This is a genomic window from Rhodococcus sp. GA1 (assembly GCF_024321955.1).
Classification (GTDB): domain Bacteria; phylum Actinomycetota; class Actinomycetes; order Mycobacteriales; family Mycobacteriaceae; genus Rhodococcus; species Rhodococcus pyridinivorans.
The window spans coordinates 672,461-694,245 of the sequence record NZ_CP097186.1 but is presented as its reverse complement, the minus strand read 5'-3'; the positions used below and the strand labels follow the sequence as shown (position 1 = coordinate 694,245).

The 21,785-nt window shown below is 68.8% G+C and carries 18 protein-coding genes; 16 read left to right on the top strand and 2 right to left on the bottom strand.

The window, feature by feature from the left end; translation table 11 throughout:
• Positions 1–2 precede the first annotated feature (2 nt).
• From M3330_RS03340 to M3330_RS03285, 12 genes are all read left to right on the top strand, one after another.
• Entirely contained in the window at positions 3–488 is a 486-nt protein-coding gene (locus M3330_RS03340; protein ID WP_019289024.1) for a (2Fe-2S)-binding protein, read from the top strand.
• The gene (locus M3330_RS03335) at positions 488–2,881 is read left to right on the top strand and encodes an aerobic carbon-monoxide dehydrogenase large subunit (protein ID WP_064060703.1); all 2,394 of its coding nucleotides are present in this window, start codon (positions 488–490) and stop codon (positions 2,879–2,881) included. Before M3330_RS03340 ends, M3330_RS03335 begins: the two co-directional genes overlap by 1 nt.
• Positions 2,882–2,927: 46 nt before the next feature.
• Positions 2,928–3,839 (top strand): XdhC family protein, encoded by a 912-nt coding sequence (locus M3330_RS03330; protein WP_037216509.1) that lies wholly within the window; start codon positions 2,928–2,930, stop codon positions 3,837–3,839.
• Between the two features lie 44 nt (positions 3,840–3,883).
• Positions 3,884–4,732, top strand: coding sequence for a MoxR family ATPase (locus M3330_RS03325; RefSeq protein WP_138845521.1), 849 nt, complete (start codon positions 3,884–3,886; stop codon positions 4,730–4,732).
• Positions 4,732–5,982 carry a VWA domain-containing protein gene (locus tag M3330_RS03320; protein ID WP_019289028.1) on the top strand — a complete coding sequence of 417 codons (1,251 nt, stop codon included), beginning with the start codon at positions 4,732–4,734 and terminating at the stop codon, positions 5,980–5,982. The genes M3330_RS03325 and M3330_RS03320 overlap by 1 nt, the downstream gene beginning before the upstream one ends.
• A gap of 2 nt (positions 5,983–5,984) precedes the next feature.
• A complete protein-coding gene (locus M3330_RS03315) occupies positions 5,985–8,018 on the top strand; it encodes a cytochrome c oxidase assembly protein (RefSeq protein ID WP_255026980.1) in 2,034 nt (677 codons plus the stop codon).
• A gap of 15 nt (positions 8,019–8,033) precedes the next feature.
• A complete protein-coding gene (locus M3330_RS03310; protein WP_006551118.1) occupies positions 8,034–9,239 on the top strand; it encodes a lipase family protein in 1,206 nt (401 codons plus the stop codon).
• 72 nt (positions 9,240–9,311) lie between these two features.
• Complete coding sequence (gene ettA / locus M3330_RS03305) at positions 9,312–10,985, top strand: energy-dependent translational throttle protein EttA (protein ID WP_006551119.1); 1,674 nt, start codon at positions 9,312–9,314, stop codon at positions 10,983–10,985.
• On the top strand, positions 10,978–11,400 hold the full coding sequence (locus M3330_RS03300; protein WP_255026977.1) for a thioesterase family protein: 423 nt from the start codon (positions 10,978–10,980) through the stop codon (positions 11,398–11,400). Before ettA ends, M3330_RS03300 begins: the two co-directional genes overlap by 8 nt.
• 140 nt (positions 11,401–11,540) lie before the next feature.
• Entirely contained in the window at positions 11,541–16,349 is a 4,809-nt protein-coding gene (locus M3330_RS03295) for an NAD-glutamate dehydrogenase (RefSeq protein WP_255026974.1), read from the top strand.
• 3 nt (positions 16,350–16,352) lie between these two features.
• The gene (locus tag M3330_RS03290) at positions 16,353–16,787 is read left to right on the top strand and encodes a thioesterase family protein (RefSeq protein ID WP_016691845.1); all 435 of its coding nucleotides are present in this window, start codon (positions 16,353–16,355) and stop codon (positions 16,785–16,787) included.
• Positions 16,788–16,822: 35 nt separating this feature from the next.
• Complete coding sequence (locus M3330_RS03285; protein ID WP_082331782.1) at positions 16,823–17,518, top strand: hypothetical protein; 696 nt, start codon at positions 16,823–16,825, stop codon at positions 17,516–17,518.
• A 7-nt stretch (positions 17,519–17,525) separates the two neighbouring features.
• Here the strand turns inward: M3330_RS03285 and M3330_RS03280 are convergent, their stop codons facing one another.
• Entirely contained in the window at positions 17,526–19,154 is a 1,629-nt protein-coding gene (locus M3330_RS03280) for a glycoside hydrolase family 13 protein (protein ID WP_255026971.1), read from the bottom strand.
• Between the two features lie 94 nt (positions 19,155–19,248).
• Between M3330_RS03280 and M3330_RS03275 the strand changes: the two genes are divergently transcribed.
• Entirely contained in the window at positions 19,249–19,668 is a 420-nt protein-coding gene (locus M3330_RS03275) for a cupin domain-containing protein (protein ID WP_255026969.1), read from the top strand.
• Positions 19,669–19,684: 16 nt separating this feature from the next.
• On the opposite strand, the gene M3330_RS03270 is transcribed toward M3330_RS03275, so the two are convergent.
• The gene (locus M3330_RS03270) at positions 19,685–20,077 is read right to left on the bottom strand and encodes a globin (protein ID WP_006551125.1); all 393 of its coding nucleotides are present in this window, start codon (positions 20,075–20,077) and stop codon (positions 19,685–19,687) included.
• 186 nt (positions 20,078–20,263) lie between these two features.
• On the opposite strand from M3330_RS03270, the gene M3330_RS03265 reads away from it, so the two are divergent.
• From M3330_RS03265 to M3330_RS03255, 3 genes are read left to right on the top strand one after another with little or no spacing between them, the layout of a single operon-like run.
• A complete protein-coding gene (locus tag M3330_RS03265) occupies positions 20,264–20,893 on the top strand; it encodes an HNH endonuclease (RefSeq protein WP_255026965.1) in 630 nt (209 codons plus the stop codon).
• Positions 20,894–20,952: 59 nt separating this feature from the next.
• Positions 20,953–21,225 carry a membrane protein gene (locus M3330_RS03260; protein WP_006551127.1) on the top strand — a complete coding sequence of 91 codons (273 nt, stop codon included), beginning with the start codon at positions 20,953–20,955 and terminating at the stop codon, positions 21,223–21,225.
• Positions 21,212–21,685, top strand: a complete 474-nt coding sequence (locus M3330_RS03255) for a DUF5130 domain-containing protein (RefSeq protein WP_006551128.1) — start codon at positions 21,212–21,214, stop codon at positions 21,683–21,685. Before M3330_RS03260 ends, M3330_RS03255 begins: the two co-directional genes overlap by 14 nt.
• The last annotated feature ends 100 nt before the right edge of the window (positions 21,686–21,785 follow it).

The following is a 21,785-nucleotide window of genomic DNA, read 5'->3' as shown; positions in this document are numbered from 1 at the left end:
CGATGCAGATCTCGATGACGGTCAACGGCGAGAGTGTCACCGCCGACGTCGAACCCCGGACGCTGCTCGTGCACTTCCTGCGCGACCACCTCGGTCTGACCGGAACCCACTGGGGTTGCGACACGAGCAACTGCGGTACGTGTGTCGTCGCTGTGGACGGCGAGCCGGTGAAGTCGTGCACCACGCTGGCGGTCATGGCCGCCGGCCACGAGGTGCTCACCGTCGAGGGACTCGAACGCGACGGTGTCCTCGACCCCGTGCAGGAAGGCTTCGTGCGCTGCCACGGACTGCAGTGCGGCTTCTGCACCCCGGGAATGATGATCACCGCGCGGTCCCTGCTCGACCGCGATCCCGACCCCGACGAGGCGACGATCCGCGAGGCGATCTCCGGGCAGATCTGCCGCTGCACCGGCTACACCACCATCGTCCGGTCGGTCCGGTGGGCCGCCGAACACTCCTCGAAGGCGCAACCCACGGAGGTGTCGTGATGACCGCGGTCGAACCGGACACACGCCCGGAGGAACAGGACAACGATGGCAAGCCGTGCGGACACGGCCGGATGCTGCGCAAGGAGGACCCGCGGTTCGTGCGGGGCCGCGGCAACTACGTCGACGACGTCCGGCTGCCCGGCATGCTGCATCTCGCGGTGCTCCGATCGCCGGTTGCGCATGCGCGCATCAACGGCATCGATACGTCCGCCGCCCTCGCGCACCCGAAGGTGCGGGCGGTGATCACGGGCGCCGATCTGGCAGAGAAGGGGCTCGCCTGGATGCCGACGCTGTCGAACGACGTACAGGCCGTGCTGGCCACCGACAAGGTGCGCTTCCACGGTCAGGAGGTCGCCTTCGTCGTCGCCGACGACCACTACTCGGCGCGCGACGCCCTCGAACTGATCGACGTCGACTACGAGATGCTCGACCCGGTCGTCGACGTGCGCACGGCCCTGTCGCCCGAGGCACCGGTGATCCGGACCGATCTCGACGGCAAGACCGACAACCACTGCTTCGACTGGGAAACCGGCGATGCCGCGGCCACCGACGCGGTCTTCGCGAAGGCCGACGTCGTCACCCGGCAGGAGATCGTCTATCCACGCGTGCATCCCGCGCCGATGGAGACCTGCGGTGCGGTCGCCGATTACGACCGGATCTCCGGGAAGCTGACGCTCTGGTCCACCACACAGGCCCCGCACGCCCATCGCACGCTGTACGCGCTGGTGGCGGGTCTGCCCGAGCACAAGATCCGCGTCATCTCACCCGACATCGGCGGGGGATTCGGCAATAAGGTCCCCATCTACCCCGGCTACGTCGGAGCGATCGTCGCGTCGCTGGTCACCGGTCATCCGGTGAAGTGGATGGAGGACCGCAGCGAGAACCTCATGAGCACCGGCTTCGCACGCGACTACATCATGGTCGGGGAGATCGCGGCGACGAAGGAAGGTCGCATCCTCGCGATCAGGTCCCGTGTCCTCGCCGACCACGGCGCCTTCAACGCCACCGCGGCCCCGGTGAAATATCCGGCCGGCTTCTTCGGTGTGTTCACCGGCAGTTACGACATCGAGGCCGCCTACTCCCACATGACCGCGGTCTACACCAACAAGGCACCCGGCGGCGTCGCCTACGCCTGCTCGTTCCGCATCACCGAGGCCGTGTACTTCGTCGAACGGCTCGTCGACTGCCTCGCCTACGACCTCGACATGGACCCTGCGGAACTGCGCCTGAAAAACCTCCTGCGCCCTGATCAGTTCCCCTACACGAGCAAGACCGGCTGGAAGTACGACTCGGGCGACTACGAGACCACCATGCGCAAGGCCATGGACATCGTCGGCTACGACGAGCTGCGCCGCGAGCAGGCCGAACGCCGCGCACGGGGTGAGCTGATGGGTATCGGCATGTCGTTCTTCACCGAGGCCGTCGGCGCCGGTCCGCGCAAGGACATGGACATCCTCGGTCTCGGCATGGCCGACGGCTGCGAACTGCGTGTCCATCCCACCGGCAAGGCCGTGGTGAGATTGTCGGTGCAGTCCCAGGGGCAAGGACACGAGACGACTTTCGCGCAGATCGTCGCGGAGGAGATCGGCATCCCGCCCGACGACATCGACGTCGTCCACGGAGACACCGACAACACCCCCTTCGGGCTCGGCACCTACGGAAGCCGCTCGACACCGGTGTCCGGCGCGGCCGCCGCGCTGGTAGCCCGCAAGGTGCGCGACAAGGCGAAGATAATCGCATCGGGCATGCTTGAGGTCTCCGTCGCCGATCTCGAATGGGAGAAGGGCACCTTCCGAGTCAAGGGCGACCCGTCGGCGGCGGTCACGATCCAGGACATCGCGATGCGGGCCCACGGCGCCGGCGATCTGCCCGAAGGTCTCGAAGGCGGTCTCGAGGCGCAGATCTGCTACAACCCCGAGAACCTCACCTATCCCTATGGCGCCTACTTCTGTGTCGTCGACGTCGATCCCGGCACCGCGGAGGTGAAGATCCGCCGGTTCCTGGCCGTGGACGACTGCGGCACCCGCATCAACCCGATGATCATCGAAGGGCAGGTGCACGGTGGCATCGTCGACGGGATCGGCATGGCCCTGATGGAGATGATCGCGTTCGACGAGAACGGCACCTGCCTGGGCGGGTCGTTCATGGACTACCTGATCCCCACCGCCCTCGAGGTACCCACGCTCGAGACGGCGTTCACCGTCACTCCGTCACCGCATCACCCGATCGGTGCGAAGGGCATCGGCGAATCCGCCACGGTCGGTTCCCCGCCCGCGATCGTCAACGCCGTGGTCGATGCGTTGAAACCCCTCGGCGTCCGGCACGCCGACATGCCGTTGACACCGTCGCGGGTGTGGGAAGCCATGCAGGGTCGCGCGACCCCGCCGATCTGAGCGACGCGACAGAAGGATTCGAGTGGAACGAGCGGAGTACGAGGACATGGACCTTGCGGTGCGGGCAGCACAGTTGCGCAGCGAACGCCGCCCGTTCGTGGAAGCGACCGTCGTACGGGCACAGCCGCCGACGTCCGCGCACTCGGGCGACCGGGCGCTCGTCCACGCCGACGGCACGATCGAGGGGTTCGTCGGCGGACAGTGCACCGAGAACTCGGTGCGCGAAATGTCCCGCACGGTGCTCGAGCGAGGGGAGAGCATGCTCCTACGGGTGCTGCCGGCCGGAGCCGCCGAGTTCCCCGACACCCCGGGGGCGACGATCGCGGTCAACCCGTGCATGTCCGGTGGGGCCACCGAGATCTTTCTCGAGCCGCGGATGCCTGCGCTCGTGGTGGCCGTCTTCGGGGACTCGCCCGTGGCCGACGCCGTGAGCGACTTCGCGCGGCGCGTCGACTACTCGGTGGAACGGATTCGCGGGACGCGAGTGCCTGCCGAGGCGTCGGTGGTGATCGTCGCGAGTCACGGAGGCGACGAGGGGAGTGTGATCCGCGCGGCGCTCGACGCCGGAAGCCGCTATATCGGTCTGGTCGCCAGTCACACCCGTGGCGCCGCGGTGCTCGACGAGGTGGATCCGACCGACGACGAGCGTGCCCACGTGCACACCCCGGTCGGGCTCGATATCGGTGCCCGCACCCCCGCGGAGATCGGTCTGTCGATCGTGGCCGACATCGTGCGAGTCGCGCGCAGCGGCAGCCTCATCCGCCCCTCCGAGGAGAGTTGTCGACGCGTCGAGGTGCCGAGGGAGACGGAGTCGAAGCCGCAGACGGCCGTCGACCCGGTGTGCGGGATGACCGTCACGATCACCGAGTCCACCCCGCACCTCGTCGTTGCGGGCCGGACGATGTGGTTCTGCTGCCCGGGTTGCCGCAGCCGCTTCGAGAAGGACGACGTCGCGTGACCGACCCGTCCTCTCCGGGCATCTTCACCGGCGTCGACGACGTGATGGCCAGATTCGACAGCCACGATCACCTACTCGATCAGGGCACCGCCGCCGCGATCCACCTCGCCGTCGCATTGGGGCGACCGCTGTTGCTCGAGGGCGAACCTGGGGTCGGCAAGACCACTGCCGCCAAGGTGCTCGCGCAGATTCTCGGCAGCCCGCTGATCCGGTTGCAGTGCTACGAGGGACTGTCGGTCGCCGAGGCCCTCTACGACTGGAACTACCAACGCCAGTTGCTCGCGATCCGGCTCGCCGAGGCGCGCGGCGACGTTCCCGCCGAAGCCGACCTGTACTCCGAGGAATACCTCCTCGAACGCCCCATCCTGCGCTGCGTCCGCCACCGCGGCGACACACCCGCCGTTCTGCTCGTCGACGAGATCGACCGTGCCGACGACGAATTCGAGGCGTTGCTGCTCGAGTTCCTGGGGGAGTTCGCCGTCACCATTCCCGAACTCGGCACCCTCACCGCGACCCGCCCGCCCGTTGTCGTGCTGACCTCGAATCGGAGCCGCGACCTACACGACGCACTGCGGCGACGTTGCCTGTACCACTGGATCGACTACCCCGACCGCGCCCGGGCGGTGGCGATCCTGCGTCGCACGGTGCCATCGGCGAACCTCGCGCTCGTCGAACGTGCCACAGATTTCGTCGCGGTGGCCCGCGGACTCGATCTCGACAAGGCACCCGGAATCGCGGAGACCATCGACTGGGTATCGGCCCTCGCCGCGCTCGGTGTCACCGACCTCGTCCGGCCCGAAGCGGCGATGTCGCTCGCGGCACTGGCGAAGACTCCCGACGACGGCGACGCGCTGGGGGAGGCGCTGACCCGCTTCGTCTCCACCGAAGTGTAATGAGCGCCGGGCTGCTCCCCGGGGTCGATCACGCCGCCTTCACAGTCGCGTTGGTCGACCGGCTCAGGTCCGCCGGGATCGTGGTCCCGGCGGACGGAGCGGCGACCTTCACGCGCGGCTTGCGTGCGTGTCCGCCAACCACGCGGACTCGGTTGTACTGGACCGCGCGGCTCACCCTCGTCGACCGGTACGAGAGCCTGTCCACCTTCGATACGGTCTTCGACCGGGTGTTCGGCGAGGCACCAGTTCCGCTCGACCCGCACGCCCGTCGCACGGGACCCGAGGACGAAGGCGCGCCGGGGGCGTCGACACCGGACGGACCCAGCCGGCCCATCGGGGTTCCCACTTCCGGGCACGACGTTCCATGGGTCACCAGGACGATCGTCGAATCCGCAGAGGGGGAGCGGGCACCCGGCCGCCCGGGGCGCGAGGTGGCGAGCGCACTGGCCGAGATCGCCGATCAGCGGTTCGACGACCTCGACCCGGCGCAACTCGCACTCCTCGAGACATGGATCGAGGCGGCCGGAGCGCGCTGGGCGATCCGCCGCACCCGCCGCCGGGTGCAACGCCACACCGGACGCGTCGACATCCGCGCGAGCATCGCAGCCTCCCGCGGCACCGGGTTCGAGCCGCTCCGGCTGATCCGCACGCGACCGGGTCGACGCCGGCGGCAGGTCGTCGTGTTCTGCGATGTCAGCCGTTCCATGCGTCCCTACATCGGGGTGTATCTGCATCTCGTGCGTGCGCTCGCCCACACCGGAACGGCTGAGGTCTTCGTGTTCTCCACCACAGCTGCGCGTCTGACGCCGGTCCTCCGGCACCGGTCGGTCGATCAGGCGATCGGCGTCGCCAACGAGCGGGTACGGACGCGGTTCGGAGGCACCCGCATCGCCGGTTCGCTCGCCGAGGTGGTCGCCTCCCATCACGGACACCTGATGCGCGGAGCGATCGTCGTCGTCGCGTCCGACGGTTGGGACAGCGACGATCCCACCGAACTCGCCCACGTCCTGGCCAGGATCCGGCGTCGCGCGCACCGGCTGGTGTGGCTCAACCCCCGGGCCGGGCAGTCCGGTTTCACGCCCTCGACCGGGTCGATGTCCGCCGCGCTTCCACACTGCGACGCGATGGTGGCGGCCGACACACTCGTGGCCCTGCAGCACGCCGTCGACGTTGTTACGTCCACGGATACGGGGGACGGGGGACTCCGACGGCGTGTCGTAGGTCATGGCGTGAACGTCCTACCCTGGTAGGCATGGCAACATCCGAGCTCGCGTCTCCCGCGCAGCCTCCGGCGCCCGCCCCCATGAGGGGAAACCCGCCGGCACTGCTGATTCTCTTCGGCCTCCTCGCCGCCCTCGTCGCGGCGTTCGCGGTCGGACTGTCCGCTGCGCAGGCTCTGGTGTTGCTCGGCATCCCCGATCCCGGTCCGCTCACCACCTACGGTCTCCCGGCGGTCCGCGCGATCTCCGAGATCGCGACGGTCATCACGATCGGCTCGCTGTTCTTCGCCGCCTTCCTCGTGCCCCCGCAGCGGAGCGGGGTACTCGACGTCGGCGGTTATCGCGCCGTGCGGACGGCGGGCGTCGCGGCGACGGTGTGGGCCGTGACAGCGGCGCTGATGGTGCCGCTGACCTTGTCCGACACTTCCGGTAGTCCGCTGAGTGAGGCCATCCGTCCGGAGAACCTGTTCTCGGCGCTCGGTCAGGTGGAGGTCGCGCTGGCCTGGGCCTGGACGACCGTGCTCGCGCTGATCACCGCGCTGCTGACCCGACTCGCAGTGCGCTGGTCGTGGACGCCGTATCTGTTGCTGCTGTCGTTCGTCGCCCTCATGCCGATCGCCCTGACCGGGCACTCCTCGTCGGGTGGTTCGCACGATATGGCGACCAACAGCCTCGTGCTGCACCTCGGCGCGGCGTCCGTCTGGGCCGGCGGGTTGTTCGCGCTGCTCGCCCATTCGATGCGGGGAGGGGAGCACACCGATGTCGCCGCCCGGCGGTTCTCCTTCGTCGCCGGACTCGCGTTCGTCGTGATGGCTGTCAGCGGCGTGATCAACGCCGCGGTCCGCATGTCGTTCGACGACCTGACGACCACCACCTACGGCGGGTTGCTGCTCGCGAAGACCGTCGCGCTGGTCCTGCTCGGCATCTTCGGCTGGGCTCAGCGACGCCGGGCGCTTCCGGCCCTCGAGGCCGACCCCACCAGCCGGTCCGCTCTCGTCCGGTTCACCCTCGCCGAGGCGTTCGTCCTCGCCGCGACCATCGGCCTGGCCGTGGGACTCGGCCGCACGCCCCCGCCGCCGCCGGCCTCGGTACCGACGATCCAGGAGGTCGAGCTCGGCTACCAGCTCGACGTACCGCCGTCGTTCGTGAGCCTGTTCTTCGGCCAGTGGCGCTTCGACCTGATCTTCGGCACGGCTGCTCTCGTGTTCGCCGCCGCCTACGCCATCGGTCTGTGGACGCTGCGCAAGCGCGGCGACTCGTGGCCGGCCGGCCGGTCGATCGCCTGGTTCTCGGGTTGCTTCGTGCTGTTCGTCGCCACCAGTTCGGGCGTCGGGATGTACTCGCCGGCGATGTTCAGCGTGCACATGGGCGCGCACATGGCTCTGTCGATGCTCGCCCCGGTGCTCCTTGCGCTCGGCGGGGCGATGACCCTCGCCCTGCGTGCGTTCAAGCCGGCCGGCCGCAACGCCCCTCCCGGACCGCGCGAATGGATCCTCGAGTTCCTGCACAGCCCGCTGTCGCGCTTCTTCACGCATCCGATCGTCGCATCGGTGATGTTCGTCGGCGGTTTCTACGCGTTGTATCTCGGAGGGATCTTCACCGCGTTCATCGACAGTCACACCGCCCACGTCCTGATGAACCTGCACTTCCTGCTCAGCGGCTACCTGTTCTACTGGGTGGTGATCGGCGTCGACCCGTCGCCACGCGACCTGCAGCCCGTGACGAAGCTGGCGATGGTCTTCGGCTCGCTGCCGTTCCACGCCTTCTTCGGCGTGACCCTCATGAGCATGGGCACGGTGATGGCCGAGAGCTACTACCGCGGCCTGGCACTACCGTGGAACTACGACCTGTTCTCCGATCAGAAGGTCGGCGGCAGCATCGCATGGTCGGCCGGCGAGATCCCGCTCGTGCTCGTGATGCTCGCCCTGCTCGTCCAGTGGTCGCGCAGCGACCGGCGCACGGCGCGACGTGTCGACCGGGCCGCCGAACGCGACGACGACGCCGATCTCGCGGCACACAACGCGATGTTCGCCGAGCTGGCGCGCCGCGACCGCGAAGGCCGCTAGCCGCGCCGATCCGACGTGCACATCCTGTCGCGCCGCGGCGAATCGGACGAATACGGACGCCGCGGCCGGACGGTCCGTATCGTCCTCGGCGTGACCCGTACCACGCACGTCCCCGCCCTGCTGCTCGCCGGTGCTCTGGCACTGCTGACGACCGTCGTGTCACCTCCCGCGGTGGGCGCGAACCCGGCGCCGGGAAAGGTTGTCGAGGTCGCCACGCTCGACCCGGAATCGTCCCTGCCCGGGGCGTCCTCGGCTCGCGTCCTCGCCTACACCACGCAGTGGCGCGACGGCACCCCGACCACGGCGACCGGGGCACTGTTCGTCCCTCCCGGCACGCCGCCCGAGGGCGGGTGGCCCGTCGTCGCATGGGCCCACGGGACCGTCGGTCTCGACGATTCGTGCGCGCCCTCGCGGTTGCCGCGCACACCGCGCGACACTGCCTATCTCGACCACTGGCTCGGGCAGGGCTATGCCGTCGTGGCAGCCGACTATCCGGGCCTCGGGTCGGGCGGGCTGCACCGCTATCTGGACGGGCAGAGCGCCGCGAACAGCGTCATCGACATCGTGCGGGCGGGACGCGCTGTCGAACCGTCGCTGTCCGACCGCTGGGTCGTGATCGGCCAGTCGCAGGGTGGGCACACCGGTCTACACACCGCGCACGCTGCGACCTCCCGCGCGCCCGAACTGGACTTTCGCGGGACGCTCACGACCGGCGCCCCGTCCAACCTCGAGTACCTGTTCCCGCTCGGATTCCCGGGCTTCCCCGATCTCGGCCTCGACGGGCTCACGGCGTTCGCCGCCTACATCTTCGCGGGTCTGCGCGACGCCGATCCTTCCCTGGACGTCGACGGATACCTCACTCCCCTCGGTCGCGAGGTGGTCGACGCCGCCGAGCGACTCTGTTACGACGAGCTGATGGACCGCTACGGCGAGGTCGGCATCGGTGAGGTCCTCGCCCGTCCACTGAGCGACGACCGGTTCCGCGCCGCCTTCACCGACTATGTCGCGGTGCCGACCCGTGGTTACGACCGGCCACTGTTCCTCGCGCAGGGTCTGCGCGATACGACGGTGCCCGCGCCGCTCGCGTTCGAACTGATCGGGGGCCTGTGGGCCGGGGGCGCGAACGCGCAGTTCCGGACGTACCCGACGGGGCATTCGGAGACGATGTTCGCGTCGCTGCCCGACACGACAGGCTTCGTCGCGGAGCTGCTGCGGCGCTGACGCGGGCGCGGCCCGGGCATCCCGTGGTCGCACGATGTGGGTTATCGACCGTCGACCGATACGCTGGTGGTCATGGCGGAGTTCATTTACACGATGAAGAAGGTGCGCAAGGCGCACGGTGACAAGGTCATCCTCGATGACGTCACCATGAGCTTCTACCACGGCGCGAAGATCGGCGTCGTCGGACCCAACGGCGCGGGCAAGTCGTCGATTCTCAAGATCATGGCCGGGCTCGATCAGCCCAGCAACGGCGAGGCCTTCCTCGATCCGGAGGCCACCGTCGGCATCCTCCAGCAGGAGCCGCCCCTCAACGAGGAGAAGACGGTCCGGGAGAACGTCGAGGAGGGCCTCGGCGAGATCAAGGTCAAGCTCGACCGGTTCAACGAGATCGCCGAGCTCATGGCCACCGACTACTCCGACGAGCTGATGGAGGAGATGGGCAAGCTCCAGGAGGAGCTCGACCACGCCAACGCGTGGGATCTCGACTCGCAGCTCGAGCAGGCCATGGACGCGCTGCGCTGCCCTCCGCCGGACGAGCCCGTCACCCATCTCTCCGGTGGTGAGCGCCGCCGTGTCGCGCTGTGCAAGCTGCTGCTGAGCAAGCCCGACCTGCTGCTCCTCGACGAGCCCACCAACCACCTCGACGCCGAGTCGGTGCTGTGGCTCGAGCAGTTCCTCGCGTCCTACCCGGGCGCCGTGCTGGCCGTCACCCACGACCGGTACTTCCTCGATCACGTCGCGCAGTGGATCTGCGAGGTCGACCGCGGCAAGCTGCATCCCTACGAGGGCAACTACTCCACCTACCTGGAGAAGAAGGCCGAGCGTCTCGAGGTCCAGGGCAAGAAGGACCAGAAGCTGCAGAAGCGGCTCCGCGAGGAACTCGAGTGGGTCCGCTCCGGTGCCAAGGCACGGCAGACGAAGAACAAGGCGCGTCTGGCCCGCTACGAGGAGATGGCAGCCGAGGCCGAGAAGTACCGCAAGCTCGACTTCGAGGAGATCCAGATCCCGACGCCGCCGCGTCTGGGCAACGTCGTTGTCGAGGTCGAGCACCTCGACAAGGGCTTCGACGGCCGTGTCCTGATCAAGGACCTGTCGTTCACGCTGCCGCGCAACGGCATCGTCGGTGTCATCGGTCCCAACGGCGTCGGCAAGACCACGCTGTTCAAGACCATCGTCGGTCTCGAGGAGCCCGACAGCGGCACCGTCAAGGTGGGCGACACGGTCAAGCTGAGTTACGTCGACCAGAACCGCGCGAACATCGACCCGAAGAAGACGGTCTTCGAGGTGGTCTCCGACGGTCTCGACTTCATCGAGGTCGGGCAGAACGAGATGCCGTCGCGCGCGTACGTGAGCGCGTTCGGGTTCAAGGGTCCCGACCAGCAGAAGCCGGCCGGTGTGCTCTCCGGTGGTGAGCGCAACCGCCTGAACCTGGCGCTCACGCTCAAGGAGGGCGGCAACCTGATCCTCCTCGACGAGCCGACCAACGACCTCGACGTCGAGACCCTGTCGTCGCTCGAGAACGCGCTGCAGCAGTTCCCGGGTTGCGCCGTCGTGATCTCCCACGACCGCTGGTTCCTCGACCGCACCTGTACCCACATCCTGGCGTGGGAGGGCAACGTCGAAGAGGGCAAGTGGTTCTGGTTCGAGGGCAACTTCGAGGCCTACGAGGCGAACAAGATCGAGCGTCTCGGAGCCGATGCGGCACGTCCGCACCGCGTCACGCACCGGAAGCTCACGCGTGACTGAGCGCAACGGCCACCGGCCCTACCGGTGCCCGGTCGAGGTGCGCTGGGGCGACTCCGACCGGCTCGGGCACGTCAACAACGCCAAGGTCGTGGAATACCTGCAGGAAGGGCGCATCAAGTTCTTCCGGAGCGAGCTGCCGGCCCGCGATGCCGTCGTGCTCCGGAAGATGGACGTCGAGTTCCTGCGTCCGATCAAGGATTCCTCGGCGCCGATCGAGGTCGAGACGACGGTGCTGCGTCTCGGCACGAGCTCGTTCACGGTGCGTCAGACGATCCTCGACCGGGACGGCGTGGTGTGCGCGGTCGCCGACACCGTGCTCGTCGGCTTCGATCCCGAGACCGACACGTCGCAGCCGTTGACAGACGAGGTACGGGGGGTGCTCGACCGGCACCGCGCCGTCACGCCCACCGGCTGAGCGGGTACATCCTGTCGACCGGCCCGGCTGTTACCCGACCCGCCGGTTCCGACCCCCCGATTGCGCGCCGCGGATAGGCTCGATCACGAGTCCGTCCGCGGCGCGCGGAGTATCCGCCCGACAGAGCAGGAAGGGTGTCGATGGCCGATCCGGCTGTGGTGCAGACAAATGCAACGGACAGTGATGCCTCTCCCGAGGCGGTCCTCGAGTGGATCTATCAGAGCTCCGGAGAGTTCACCACGGACCACGGCGCGGCCGCGCTCGAGCACGTCCGTCTCGGTCGTCGCCGCGCACCGGGCACCGCTGTCGTCGGTGTGCGCCGCACCGAGGGCATGGGTGTCGCCGTACAGATCGTCACCGACGACATGCCGCTGCTCGTCGAATCGGTGCTGGCACTGCTGTCCCGGCTGGGTGTCTCGGTGGCGACGGTCATCCACCCCGTCCTGTCTGCGCGCCGCACCGCCGAGGGCGACCTCGAGCGCCTGGCCGACGAAGGCGGACGGGCCTCGGGTGGAGTCGCCGAATCGTGGATGCACATCGAGTTGCGCGGGCCCGTCGACGACGAATCGCTCGAGGAGATCGATCACGGCCTGCGGCGCGTACTGTCCGATGTGCGGCAGGTGGCGTCGGACTCCGGGAAGATGCACGCCCTGCAGCGCGACCTCGCGGACGCGCTCGACGGCCTGGCCGCCGATCCGCCGGCGCACTACACGGCCGACGAGCTCACCGAGACCGCCGAACTGCTGCGCTGGTTGAGCGGCGGGAACTTCACCCTTCTCGGCTACCGGCGCTACGACTTCGTTCCCGACGGCGGCGACGACAACGTGCGCGCGACGCCCGTGCCCGGCAGCGGCAGGGGAGTGCTGCGCACCGATGCCTCGGTCGCGGACCCGCTCGACCTGCCCGGTGAGGTCGGCACGTGCCGCCGCCCGCTGCTCGTGCTCACTCAGGGCGCGCTTCCCGCCACCGTGCACCGTTCCGTCTATCCGTACTTCGTCGGCGTCGCCCGGCTCGACGCCGACGGCGCGCTCGTCGGGGAGGATCGTTTCCTCGGTGTCCTCACCGTGACCGCTCTGCACGAGAACATCCTCGACATCCCCGTGGTCTCGCGCCGGGTGCGGGAGATCGTCGCGCGGGCGCGGGTCGAGCTGTCGTCCTACAGCGGCCAGGCGATGCTCGAGATCATGCAGACGGTGCCCCGCGCGGAACTGTTCTCCATGGACACCGACACCCTCTACGAGACCGTCACGGCGGTGGTCGGCATCCGCAGGCAGGTGCGGTTGTTCGTCCGCGTCGACACCTACGGGCGGTACATCTCGTGCCTCGTCTACCTGCCGCGCGACCGCTACACGACGAAGGTGCGCGTGGCGATCCAGGACATCCTGTTGCGCGAGTTCGGTGGCGGCGTACTCGACTACACCGCGCGGGTCTCCGAACGTGACCTCGCGTTGCTGCACGTGACGATCCGTTTCTCCGGGCGCGCACGTCGCGAGGTGGACACCTCCGAGGAGAACCGCCTGCGGATCCAGGCGATGCTCGCGGAAGTGACCCGCAACTGGGCCGATCGGCTCGGTGAGGCGGCGGCCGCGACCGGCGATCTCGATCCGTTGCTGGTGCAGCGGTACGCCGAGGTCGTGCCCGAGGCGTACAAGGAGGACTTCGGCTCCGAACGTGCCCTGGACGACCTGCGGCGTCTGGAAGCGCTCGACTCCGGCGATCTCGACACGCACCTGTACCGTCCGGGTTCCGACGATCCGTTGTCGTTGCGTTTCACCCTGTACATCGCCGACGAGACGGTCACCCTCGGCCGGATCCTCCCGGTGTTGCAGAGCCTCGGCGTCGAGGTCGTCGACGAGCGGCCCTACCGGCTGCCGCGATCGGACGGAATCGAGTGCGGGATATACGATTTCGGACTCTGCCTGCCCGAGGACATCGAGCACGGCATCGTGGAGGCCGATCCGACCCTGGCGGATCGTCTCACCGACACCTTCACCGTGGCCTGGCGGGGGGCGGTCGAGACCGACCGGTTCAACCAGCTCGTGCTGCGTGCCGGGCTCACCTGGAAGCAGATCGTGCTTCTCCGCGCCTACGCGAAGTACTTGCGCCAGACCGAATTTCCGTACAGCCAGTACAACATCGAAGGTGTGCTGCTCGGCGCCCCCCACACCGCGGCGCTGCTCGTCGGGCTGTTCGAGTCCCGATTCGATCCGGAGAACGCCTCCGCCGAACGCGAACAGCAGATCGCCGAGGAACTCACGACGACGATCGCAGAGGTGACCGCCCTGGCCACCGACCGCATCCTCCGGGGACTGTTCTCGTTGATCCGTGCGACCCTGCGCACCAACTTCTACGTGGCCGGCGGTATCGGGCACGAGCGCCCGGACGGCCGGGCGTTGTCGCTCAAGTTCGATCCGCGACGGATCGCCGAACTACCCCAGCCGCGACCGGCTTTCGAGGTGTTCGTCTACGCCCCGGGCGTCGAGGGCGTCCACATGCGGTTCGGTCCCGTCGCCCGCGGTGGTCTGCGCTGGTCCGACCGCCGGGAGGACTTCCGCACGGAGGTGCTCGGCCTGGCCAAGGCGCAGGCCGTGAAGAACGCGGTGATCGTGCCCGTGGGTGCGAAGGGTGGCTTCGTCGTCAAGCACGCCCCGCGTCCGACCGGTGACGCCGAGGCGGACCGGCGCGCCGTCCGCGAGCGTGGCGAGCGGTGCTACCGGTGCTTCATCGCCGGTCTGCTCGACATCACCGACAACCTCGACGCCGCCCGCAACGACACGGTCCCGCCGCAGCGGGTCGTGCGTCACGACAACGACGACCCGTATCTCGTGGTGGCCGCGGACAAGGGCACCGCGTCATTCTCCGACCTCGCGAATTCCGTTGCGGCGGAATACGGCTACTGGCTCGGCGACGCGTTCGCGTCAGGTGGCTCCGCCGGTTACGACCACAAGGAGATGGGCATCACCGCGCGCGGTGCATGGGAGAGCGTCCGGCGTCACTTCCGCGAACTCGGATCCGACCCGCAGACGGACGATTTCACCGTCGTCGGCATCGGTGACATGAGCGGTGACGTCTTCGGCAACGGCATGCTGCTCAGCCGGCACATCCGGCTCGTCGCGGTCTTCGACCATCGGCACATCTTCCTCGATCCCGATCCCGATCCGGAGCGGTCGTTCGAGGAGCGGCGCCGGTTGTTCGAACTGCCGCGGTCGTCGTGGAAGGACTACTCGACCGAACTCGTCTCGGCCGGGGGCGGGGTGTGGGACCGGACGGCCAAGTCGGTGCCCGTCGGTCCCGAGGTGCGTGCGGTGCTCGACCTGCCCGACGACGTCACCGCACTCCCACCGCCCGAACTGATCCGCGCGATCCTGCGCGCACCCGTCGACCTGTTGTGGAACGGCGGTGTCGGCACCTACGTGAAGGCGTCGACGGAAACCCATGCGGACGTGGGGGACAAGAGCAACGACGGCGTGCGCGTCGACGGGCGGGAACTGCGTGCCCGGGTCGTGGGCGAGGGCGGCAATCTCGGTGTCACGCAACGCGGCCGCATCGAGTTCGCGCGCGCCGGCGGGAAGATCAATACCGACGCGATCGACAACTCGGCCGGCGTCGACAGCTCCGACCACGAGGTCAATATCAAGATTCTCCTCGACGCTATGGTGACCGCCGGCGAACTCGCGGCGGAGGACCGCAATCCGCTGCTCGCGTCGATGACCGACGACGTCGCCGAACTCGTTCTCGCCGACAACATCTCGCAGAACGCCGTGCTCGGACTCGAGCGGGCCGTCGCGCCGTCCCTGCTGGGGGTGCACCGTCGGATGCTCGCAGCCCTGGAACTCGATCGTGGACTCGACCGCGGCCTCGAGGCCCTGCCCGACGAGGCCGAGTTCGATCGTCGTGAAGCGGCGGGGGAGGGATTGACGTCGCCGGAGCTGGCGCAGCTCCTCGCCCACGTCAAGCTCGCCCTCGTCGACGACCTGCTGGCCACGGACCTGCCCGACAATGAGACCTTCGCGTCGATCCTGCCCGCTTACTTCCCGCCCGCTCTGCGCGAGCGGTTCCGGGCCGGGATCCGGACGCATCCGCTGCGTCGGCAGATCGTTGCGACCATGCTGGCCAACACCACGGTCGACAACGGCGGCCCCACCTACGTCTACCGACTCGCCGAGGAGGCCGGGGCGTCGGCGACCGACGCCATCCGCGCCTACACCGCCGTCACCACCATCTTCGGGCTACCGGCCCTGTGGGACGAGATCCGGGCCGCTGGGCTGCCTGTCGACATCGAGGACGACCTGCTGCTCGAATCCCGCCGCGTGCTCGACCGGGCGTCGCGCCGGCTCCTCGCCACGCGACCGCAGCCCCTCGCGGTCGGTGCCGAGATCAGCCGTTACCGCGATGCCTTCGCGCGTCTCGCACCGCGGGTCGCGGACTGGATGCGCGGGCACCACGCCGAGGACTTCCTTCGTCGTACCCGCCCGCTCCTCGAACGAGGAGCGCCGGAGGAGCTCACGGGCGTCGTCTTCCGGCTCCTCGACCAGTTCCCGCTGCTCGACGTCATCGACATCGCCGACATCGAACAACGAGACGAGGCGGAGGTCGCCGACCTCTACTACGCCCTCGACGCGCATCTCGGCGTCGACCGCCTGCTCACGGCGGTCTCCGGCCTCGAACGGGGCGACCGCTGGCATTCGCTGGCACGACTCGCGCTGCGCGACGACCTGTACGGCTCGTTGCGGTCGCTCGTCCTCGACGTGCTCGCCGGCGCCGAACCCGGGGAGTCGACCGAGGAGATAATCGAGGACTGGGAGTCGTCCAACGGCTCCAAACTCGTCCGTGCGAGGGCGGCGCTCGACGAGATATTCGCGTCTGGAAGTCTGGACCTCGCCACCCTCTCGGTGGCGGCACGACAGATCAGGGGCATGGTGCGCACGCGCGCATCCGATCGGAGGTAACGAGTGAGCGGTGCGGGCGAACAGTTCGGTTTCCACACCGAGGTGATGGTGCGGTGGTCCGACATGGACGTCTTCCAGCACATCAATCACGCGCGGATGGTCACGCTCCTCGAGGAAGCACGGATCCCGTGGCTGTTCGCCGACGGTCGCCCCACCCGGGACCTGCGCGAGGGGGCCGTCATCGCCGACCTCCACGTCCGCTATCGCGGGCAGTTGCGTCACGACGACGGTCCGCTCGACGTGCTGATGTGGACGGAGAAGGTACGCGCGGTCGACTTCACGATCGGGTACGAGGTGCGGCCGGGCGGTGCCCCGGTCGACTCGGCGCCGGCGGTGGTCGCGTCCACCCAGATCGCGGCGTTCGACATCGAGACCCAGCGCCTGCGCCGGCTCAGCGACGACGAACGCGAGTTCCTGCGTCAGTGGCAACGAAACTGACGGTGGCACCGCAATTGACGAGGGACGAGGCCGACGTGACCGACGACCGGATCCGACGCGCAGAGCGCCTCCTGACGCTCGCCGACCCCGACGACAGCGTCGACCTCGCCGCATTCCTGGCCCGGGCTGCGCGTCTCGACGAGGCTGCCGTGGTGCGGTTGCGCCGCCGCGGCGACGGATTGCTCGGTGTGTGGACACGCACCGGTTTCGAGGTGCTCGCCGGACGCGTCGTCCGCGGAACCGTGGCTCCGGCCGACACCTGCGTGGCCGCCGAGTCGCTGCGGGCCGCGCTTCTCGCCGGGTCCGAACCGCGCACCGAGGTCGACCCGGGCTGGGCGATGGATTCCGCCTGGCGCGGCGCACTTCCACCCGACGACGGCTACGTCCACGTCGACGACGTGCCGGCACGGATCCTCGTCGCACTCGCGCAACGCGGCGTCGCGCTCACCCGCGAGCACGGCGCGCAGGGACCGCCGGCGTCGTTGCTCGCCCAAGAGGTTCTCGAGGTGAGCGGTGCCGGGACGACCGTGGGTGTGCCGATGCGCATGGTGTTCGCGCTCGGTGCGATGGGCTTCGTGCCGGGTTCCGGTCGTGACAGCGTCGACTCGACGGGTATCGATCCCGCCGAGGTGGTCCGGGTCCGGGCGTCCGCCACCTGGATGCGCCTCGACGCCCGCTTCGGGTCGGTCTATCTGCGCCGCGGCGGGGGGCTCGGTCTGAGCGTCCTCTGAGGGAGCGTCACGCCAACCAGGCGGCGGTGTCCGGTGGCAGTGCGTGTCCGGTGAGCGGCGCACTCGCGAGCAGCACCTCGCCGGGAGGCAGATCGACCGCGACGTCGCCGGCGTTGAGAACACAGGTCAGGCCGTCGGAACGGCGGAAGGCCAGGCACCCCGCCGGGCTTCCGTACCAGCCGATCCCACCGCCCTCGGATCGCCTTCGCTCCGTGCTGATGGATCGCCTTCGCTCCGTACGGATCTCGATCGCCTGGCGGTACAGCGAGAGCGTCGAGCCCGCATCCTCGAGTTGCTTCTCGACGGTGAGCGCCGACCACTCCGGCGGCTGGGGCAGCCACGCGGACCCGGCGGAGGTGAACCCGAAGGGCGGTGTTTCGCCCTCCCACGGCAGCGGCACGCGGCATCCGTCGCGTCCGCGCTCGGTGTGGCCGGATCGCTCCCAGACCGGATCCTGCAGCACCTCGTCGGGCAGGTCGACGTTCGGCAACCCCAGTTCGGCACCGTTGTAGACGAACACTGCTCCCGGGAGCGCGAGGGCGACGAGGATCATCGCGCGTGCCCGCGCGAGCCCGACCTCACCGCCTCCGTACCGAGTGACCTCGCGGTCGACGTCGTGGTTCGACAGCGTCCACGTCGGTGAGGCATGCACCGCCGTCACCGCCGCCAGGCCCTTCTCGATCGCGTCGCGGACGGCGTCGGCGTCCCAGTCCGACAGCGTCAGGTGGAAGTCGAAAGCGAGATGCAGTTCGTCCGGGCGCAGGTACTCGGCGAACCGTTCGTGGTCGTCGACCCAGATCTCACCGATCGCCACCGAGTCCGGATACTCGTCGAAGACCCGCCGGATGCGGCGGTGGATGTCGTGCACCTCGGGATTGTTGAACCGAGGGTCGGCGGGGGAGTGCCCGAGCAGTTCGTTGGTCTCCCACCCCTCGTGGTCGGGAAGATCTGCGGGCTTGGCCATCCCGTGGGCCACGTCGACCCGGAAACCGTCCACGCCCCGGTCCAGCCAGAACCGCAGGGTCTTGTCGAGGTCCTCGACGACCTCCTCGTCGTCCCAGTTCAGATCGGGCTGCCCGGGAGCGAAGACGTGCAGATACCACTGACCGGGCGTGCCGTCGGGTTCGGTGATGCGGGTCCAGGCCGGCCCGCCGAAGACGCTCGGCCAGTTGTTCGGTGGTGCGCTGCCGTCCGGTTCGCGCCCGTCGCGGAAGTGGAAGCGCCGGCGTTCACGGCTGCCCGGCCCGGCTTCGAGCGCGGCCCGGAACCAGCGGTGCTCGACGCTGACGTGGTTCGGCACGAGGTCCATCACCACCCGGATGCCGCGCGCGTGGGCGTCGGCGACCAGCGCTTCGAGATCGGCGATGTCCCCGAACAGCGGGTCGATGTCGCGAGGATCGGAGACGTCGTAGCCGTGATCGGCCATCGGTGAACGCATCACCGGGTTGAGCCAGATCGCGTCGACACCGAGCAGTTCGAGATAGCCGAGGCGGCTGCGCACCCCCGCGAGGTCGCCGATGCCGTCACCGTTCGCGTCGACGAACGAGCGGGGATAGACCTGGTAGAAGACCGCGTTGCGCCACCACGGCGCCGTGGGGTCGCCTCGTCCGGAGGTCGGTGCTGCGGGGTGGGCCACGGGAGTCATCGTGTCAGACGGCAGGGCGAAAGGCAGGGCGAACGGTGCCCGCGGCCGTTCCGTCGGGACCGGGCCGCATGATAGGACGAACGGCATGAATACGACATCGATCGTCGCGGTCCGGTTGGACGACGTGGAGCTGCGCGACGACCCGATCGACCCTGCGTGGATCCGCGAGGGCGCCCCCGTGGCGCGCAGCGGTCAGTGGGCGACCAGCGCCGACCGCACCACCACCACACACGTGTGGGACTGCACGGCCGGTCGCTTCGACTGGCATTTCGGCGTCGACGAGATTGTTCACATCGTGGAGGGCTCGGTCGTCGTCTCGTCCGCCGATTCCGAGCCGCGCACCTTGCGTGCCGGGGACGCGGCGCTCTTCCGAGCCGGGACCACCGCTCTGTGGGAGGTCCCCGAATACGTGCGCAAGCACGCCGTCCTGCGTCGTCACCTGTCGCCGGCGGCGCGGTTCACCCAGAAGGTGGAGGACCGCCTGCGCCGGATTCTGGGCCGCTGAGCTGCGCCGACCTCGGTCAGATGGGGGAATTCATCATCGAGTCGGCCGCCATGTTCATGTAGTCGACGAGCTGCCGGCGGTGCTCGTCGTCGAGCGTCTTCTCGTCGATCGACGCGATCGCGGTGTGCATGCAGCGCAACCAGGCGTCGCGCTCGAGCGGCCCGATCCGGAAGGGATGATGACGCATGCGCAGCCGCGGGTGGCCCCGCTCCTCGGAGTAGGTGCGCGGGCCGCCCCAGTACTGCTCGAGGAACATCCGCATGCGTCGTTCGGCCGGACCGAGATCCTCCTCGGGATACAGGGGCCGGACGATCTCGTCCCGTGCGATCTCCTCGTAGAACCGTGCAGTGAGCCGGCGGAACGTCTCGGCGCCACCGACCGCCTCGTAGAAGGTCTGCTCGTCACTCATCTGTATTCGTTCACCGTCCCTCTCGACCGTCCATTGTGCCCGCTCCCGACCGCACACCGCCCGACGAGCCGTGCCGGGCGGGACCGTCACCGGATGTTCACCGGCCCGACCTGGACCGGTCCGCTGATTCGGGGTGCGATTCGGGAGCATCCGTGGTCCACTGTTCCCAGTCTTTTCGGAGGTCGTATGAAGCACAGCAGCAGCTCGCATCGACAACTCCCGCCCGCGGACGCCCCTGCAGGGGTGCCGGGGGCTACCACACTGCGCGTGGTGCACGACAGCACCGCGACGGTACCCGACTGGTTGAAACGTCGAGTGTTGCTGCTCAACGCCACCTACGAGCCACTCACGGCCCTGCCCGCTCGCAGGGCCGTGGTCCTGATGGCCGGGGGCAAGGCCGATACCGTGCACGACGATCCGCTCGCCCCGCTGGTGCGGTCGGCAGAATGGTCCGTGCAGCTGCCATCGGTGATCCGTCTGCGCAACTATGTGCGCGTTCCGTATCACGCGCGGGTGCCGCTCACCCGGGCCGCGCTCATGCACCGCGACCTGAACCGGTGCGCCTACTGCGGTGGCAAGGCCGAGACGATCGACCACGTCGTGCCGCGCAGCCGAGGCGGCGAGCACACCTGGGAGAACTGCGTCGCATGCTGCGCGCCGTGCAACCATCGCAAGGCCGACAAGCTGCTCACCGAACTCGGATGGACCCTGCGTGTGGTGCCGAATCCGCCCAAGGGCCGGCACTGGCGCTTGCTCGCCAACCTGCCCGAGTTGCACCCCACCTGGCTGCCCTATCTGGGGGAGGGCGCGGCCTGATCGGGCCGTTCTCCGGGGCGTATGAGGCCTTTCGGGCCCGGCTGGGCTAACGTTTGGCTGTGAGCATTCTCGAGACAACCCTGATCTTCGTCGGCATCCCGCTGCTGATCGTCTTGGTCTTCGGTGGGCTGTCCTTCGTCCTGAGCAAGTACCCGGGCTCCACGCCGTCGGACGACCCGTACACGCTCGACCGGAAATGGGAGCACGGACCGCTCCTGTGGACCGCGACCGACGAATCGACCCATCCCTGGAAATACCCGCATCATGGTCACGGTCATGCCGCTCTGACCTCGGCGGAGCTGATCGGAGGTACCGCAAGTGGCAAGTGGTGACGTGATCCAGCGTCCGGTCGTCGCGCCGGAGAACCTGCCGCACGGTGCGGCACTCACCGCGAGCGGACGCATCTCCGCCGTGCGCGGTCTCGGTCAGGCCTTCACGGGTGCGCCCTTCAAGGACCGCGACCTCATCACCCTCGACGACACGCTCACGCACGCGACGCGGATCACCAATGTGCGGTTCACCGTCTACATCGGTGACGACGAGAATCCGGCCGCGGCGACCGACGCCCTGCTGCCGACGACGCCGGACGCCGACAACTCGGTCCTCGTCGCCGTCTTCCCGAACCAGCGGAGCATCGAGATCCGCTCGGGTCGCACCGCCGCCGACCGCGCCACCGACCGGGTGCTGCAGCTCGGCGTGACCGCGGCCGTGTCGTCCTTCGGCCAGGGGAATCTGCTCGACGGCATCACCAGTGCCGTCCGCGTCATCGCGAACGCCATGGTCGCTCCCTAGTCCGGAGCCCACGACCATCTGTGGCCCGCTGCCACTCCGCGAAGGAGAGGCGGCGGGCCACAGTCGTCTCATGTGGGCGTCTCATGTGGGCACCGCCCAC

What these genes read in the sequence shown, in the direction of transcription:
- M3330_RS03320 (WP_019289028.1), top strand. Translation starts at nt 4,732, where the DNA reads ATGAGCGCCGGGCTGCTCCCCGGGGTCGATCACGCCGCCTTCACAGTC.
- ettA (WP_006551119.1), top strand. Translation starts at nt 9,312, where the DNA reads ATGGCGGAGTTCATTTACACGATGAAGAAGGTGCGCAAGGCGCACGGT.
- M3330_RS03330 (WP_037216509.1), top strand. Translation starts at nt 2,928, where the DNA reads ATGGACCTTGCGGTGCGGGCAGCACAGTTGCGCAGCGAACGCCGCCCG.
- M3330_RS03325 (WP_138845521.1), top strand. Translation starts at nt 3,884, where the DNA reads ATGGCCAGATTCGACAGCCACGATCACCTACTCGATCAGGGCACCGCC.
- M3330_RS03340 (WP_019289024.1), top strand. Translation starts at nt 3, where the DNA reads ATGCAGATCTCGATGACGGTCAACGGCGAGAGTGTCACCGCCGACGTC.
- M3330_RS03335 (WP_064060703.1), top strand. Translation starts at nt 488, where the DNA reads ATGACCGCGGTCGAACCGGACACACGCCCGGAGGAACAGGACAACGAT.
- M3330_RS03295 (WP_255026974.1), top strand. Translation starts at nt 11,541, where the DNA reads ATGGCCGATCCGGCTGTGGTGCAGACAAATGCAACGGACAGTGATGCC.
- M3330_RS03270 (WP_006551125.1), bottom strand. Translation starts at nt 20,077, where the DNA reads ATGAGTGACGAGCAGACCTTCTACGAGGCGGTCGGTGGCGCCGAGACG.
- M3330_RS03275 (WP_255026969.1), top strand. Translation starts at nt 19,249, where the DNA reads ATGAATACGACATCGATCGTCGCGGTCCGGTTGGACGACGTGGAGCTG.
- M3330_RS03315 (WP_255026980.1), top strand. Translation starts at nt 5,985, where the DNA reads ATGGCAACATCCGAGCTCGCGTCTCCCGCGCAGCCTCCGGCGCCCGCC.
- M3330_RS03265 (WP_255026965.1), top strand. Translation starts at nt 20,264, where the DNA reads ATGAAGCACAGCAGCAGCTCGCATCGACAACTCCCGCCCGCGGACGCC.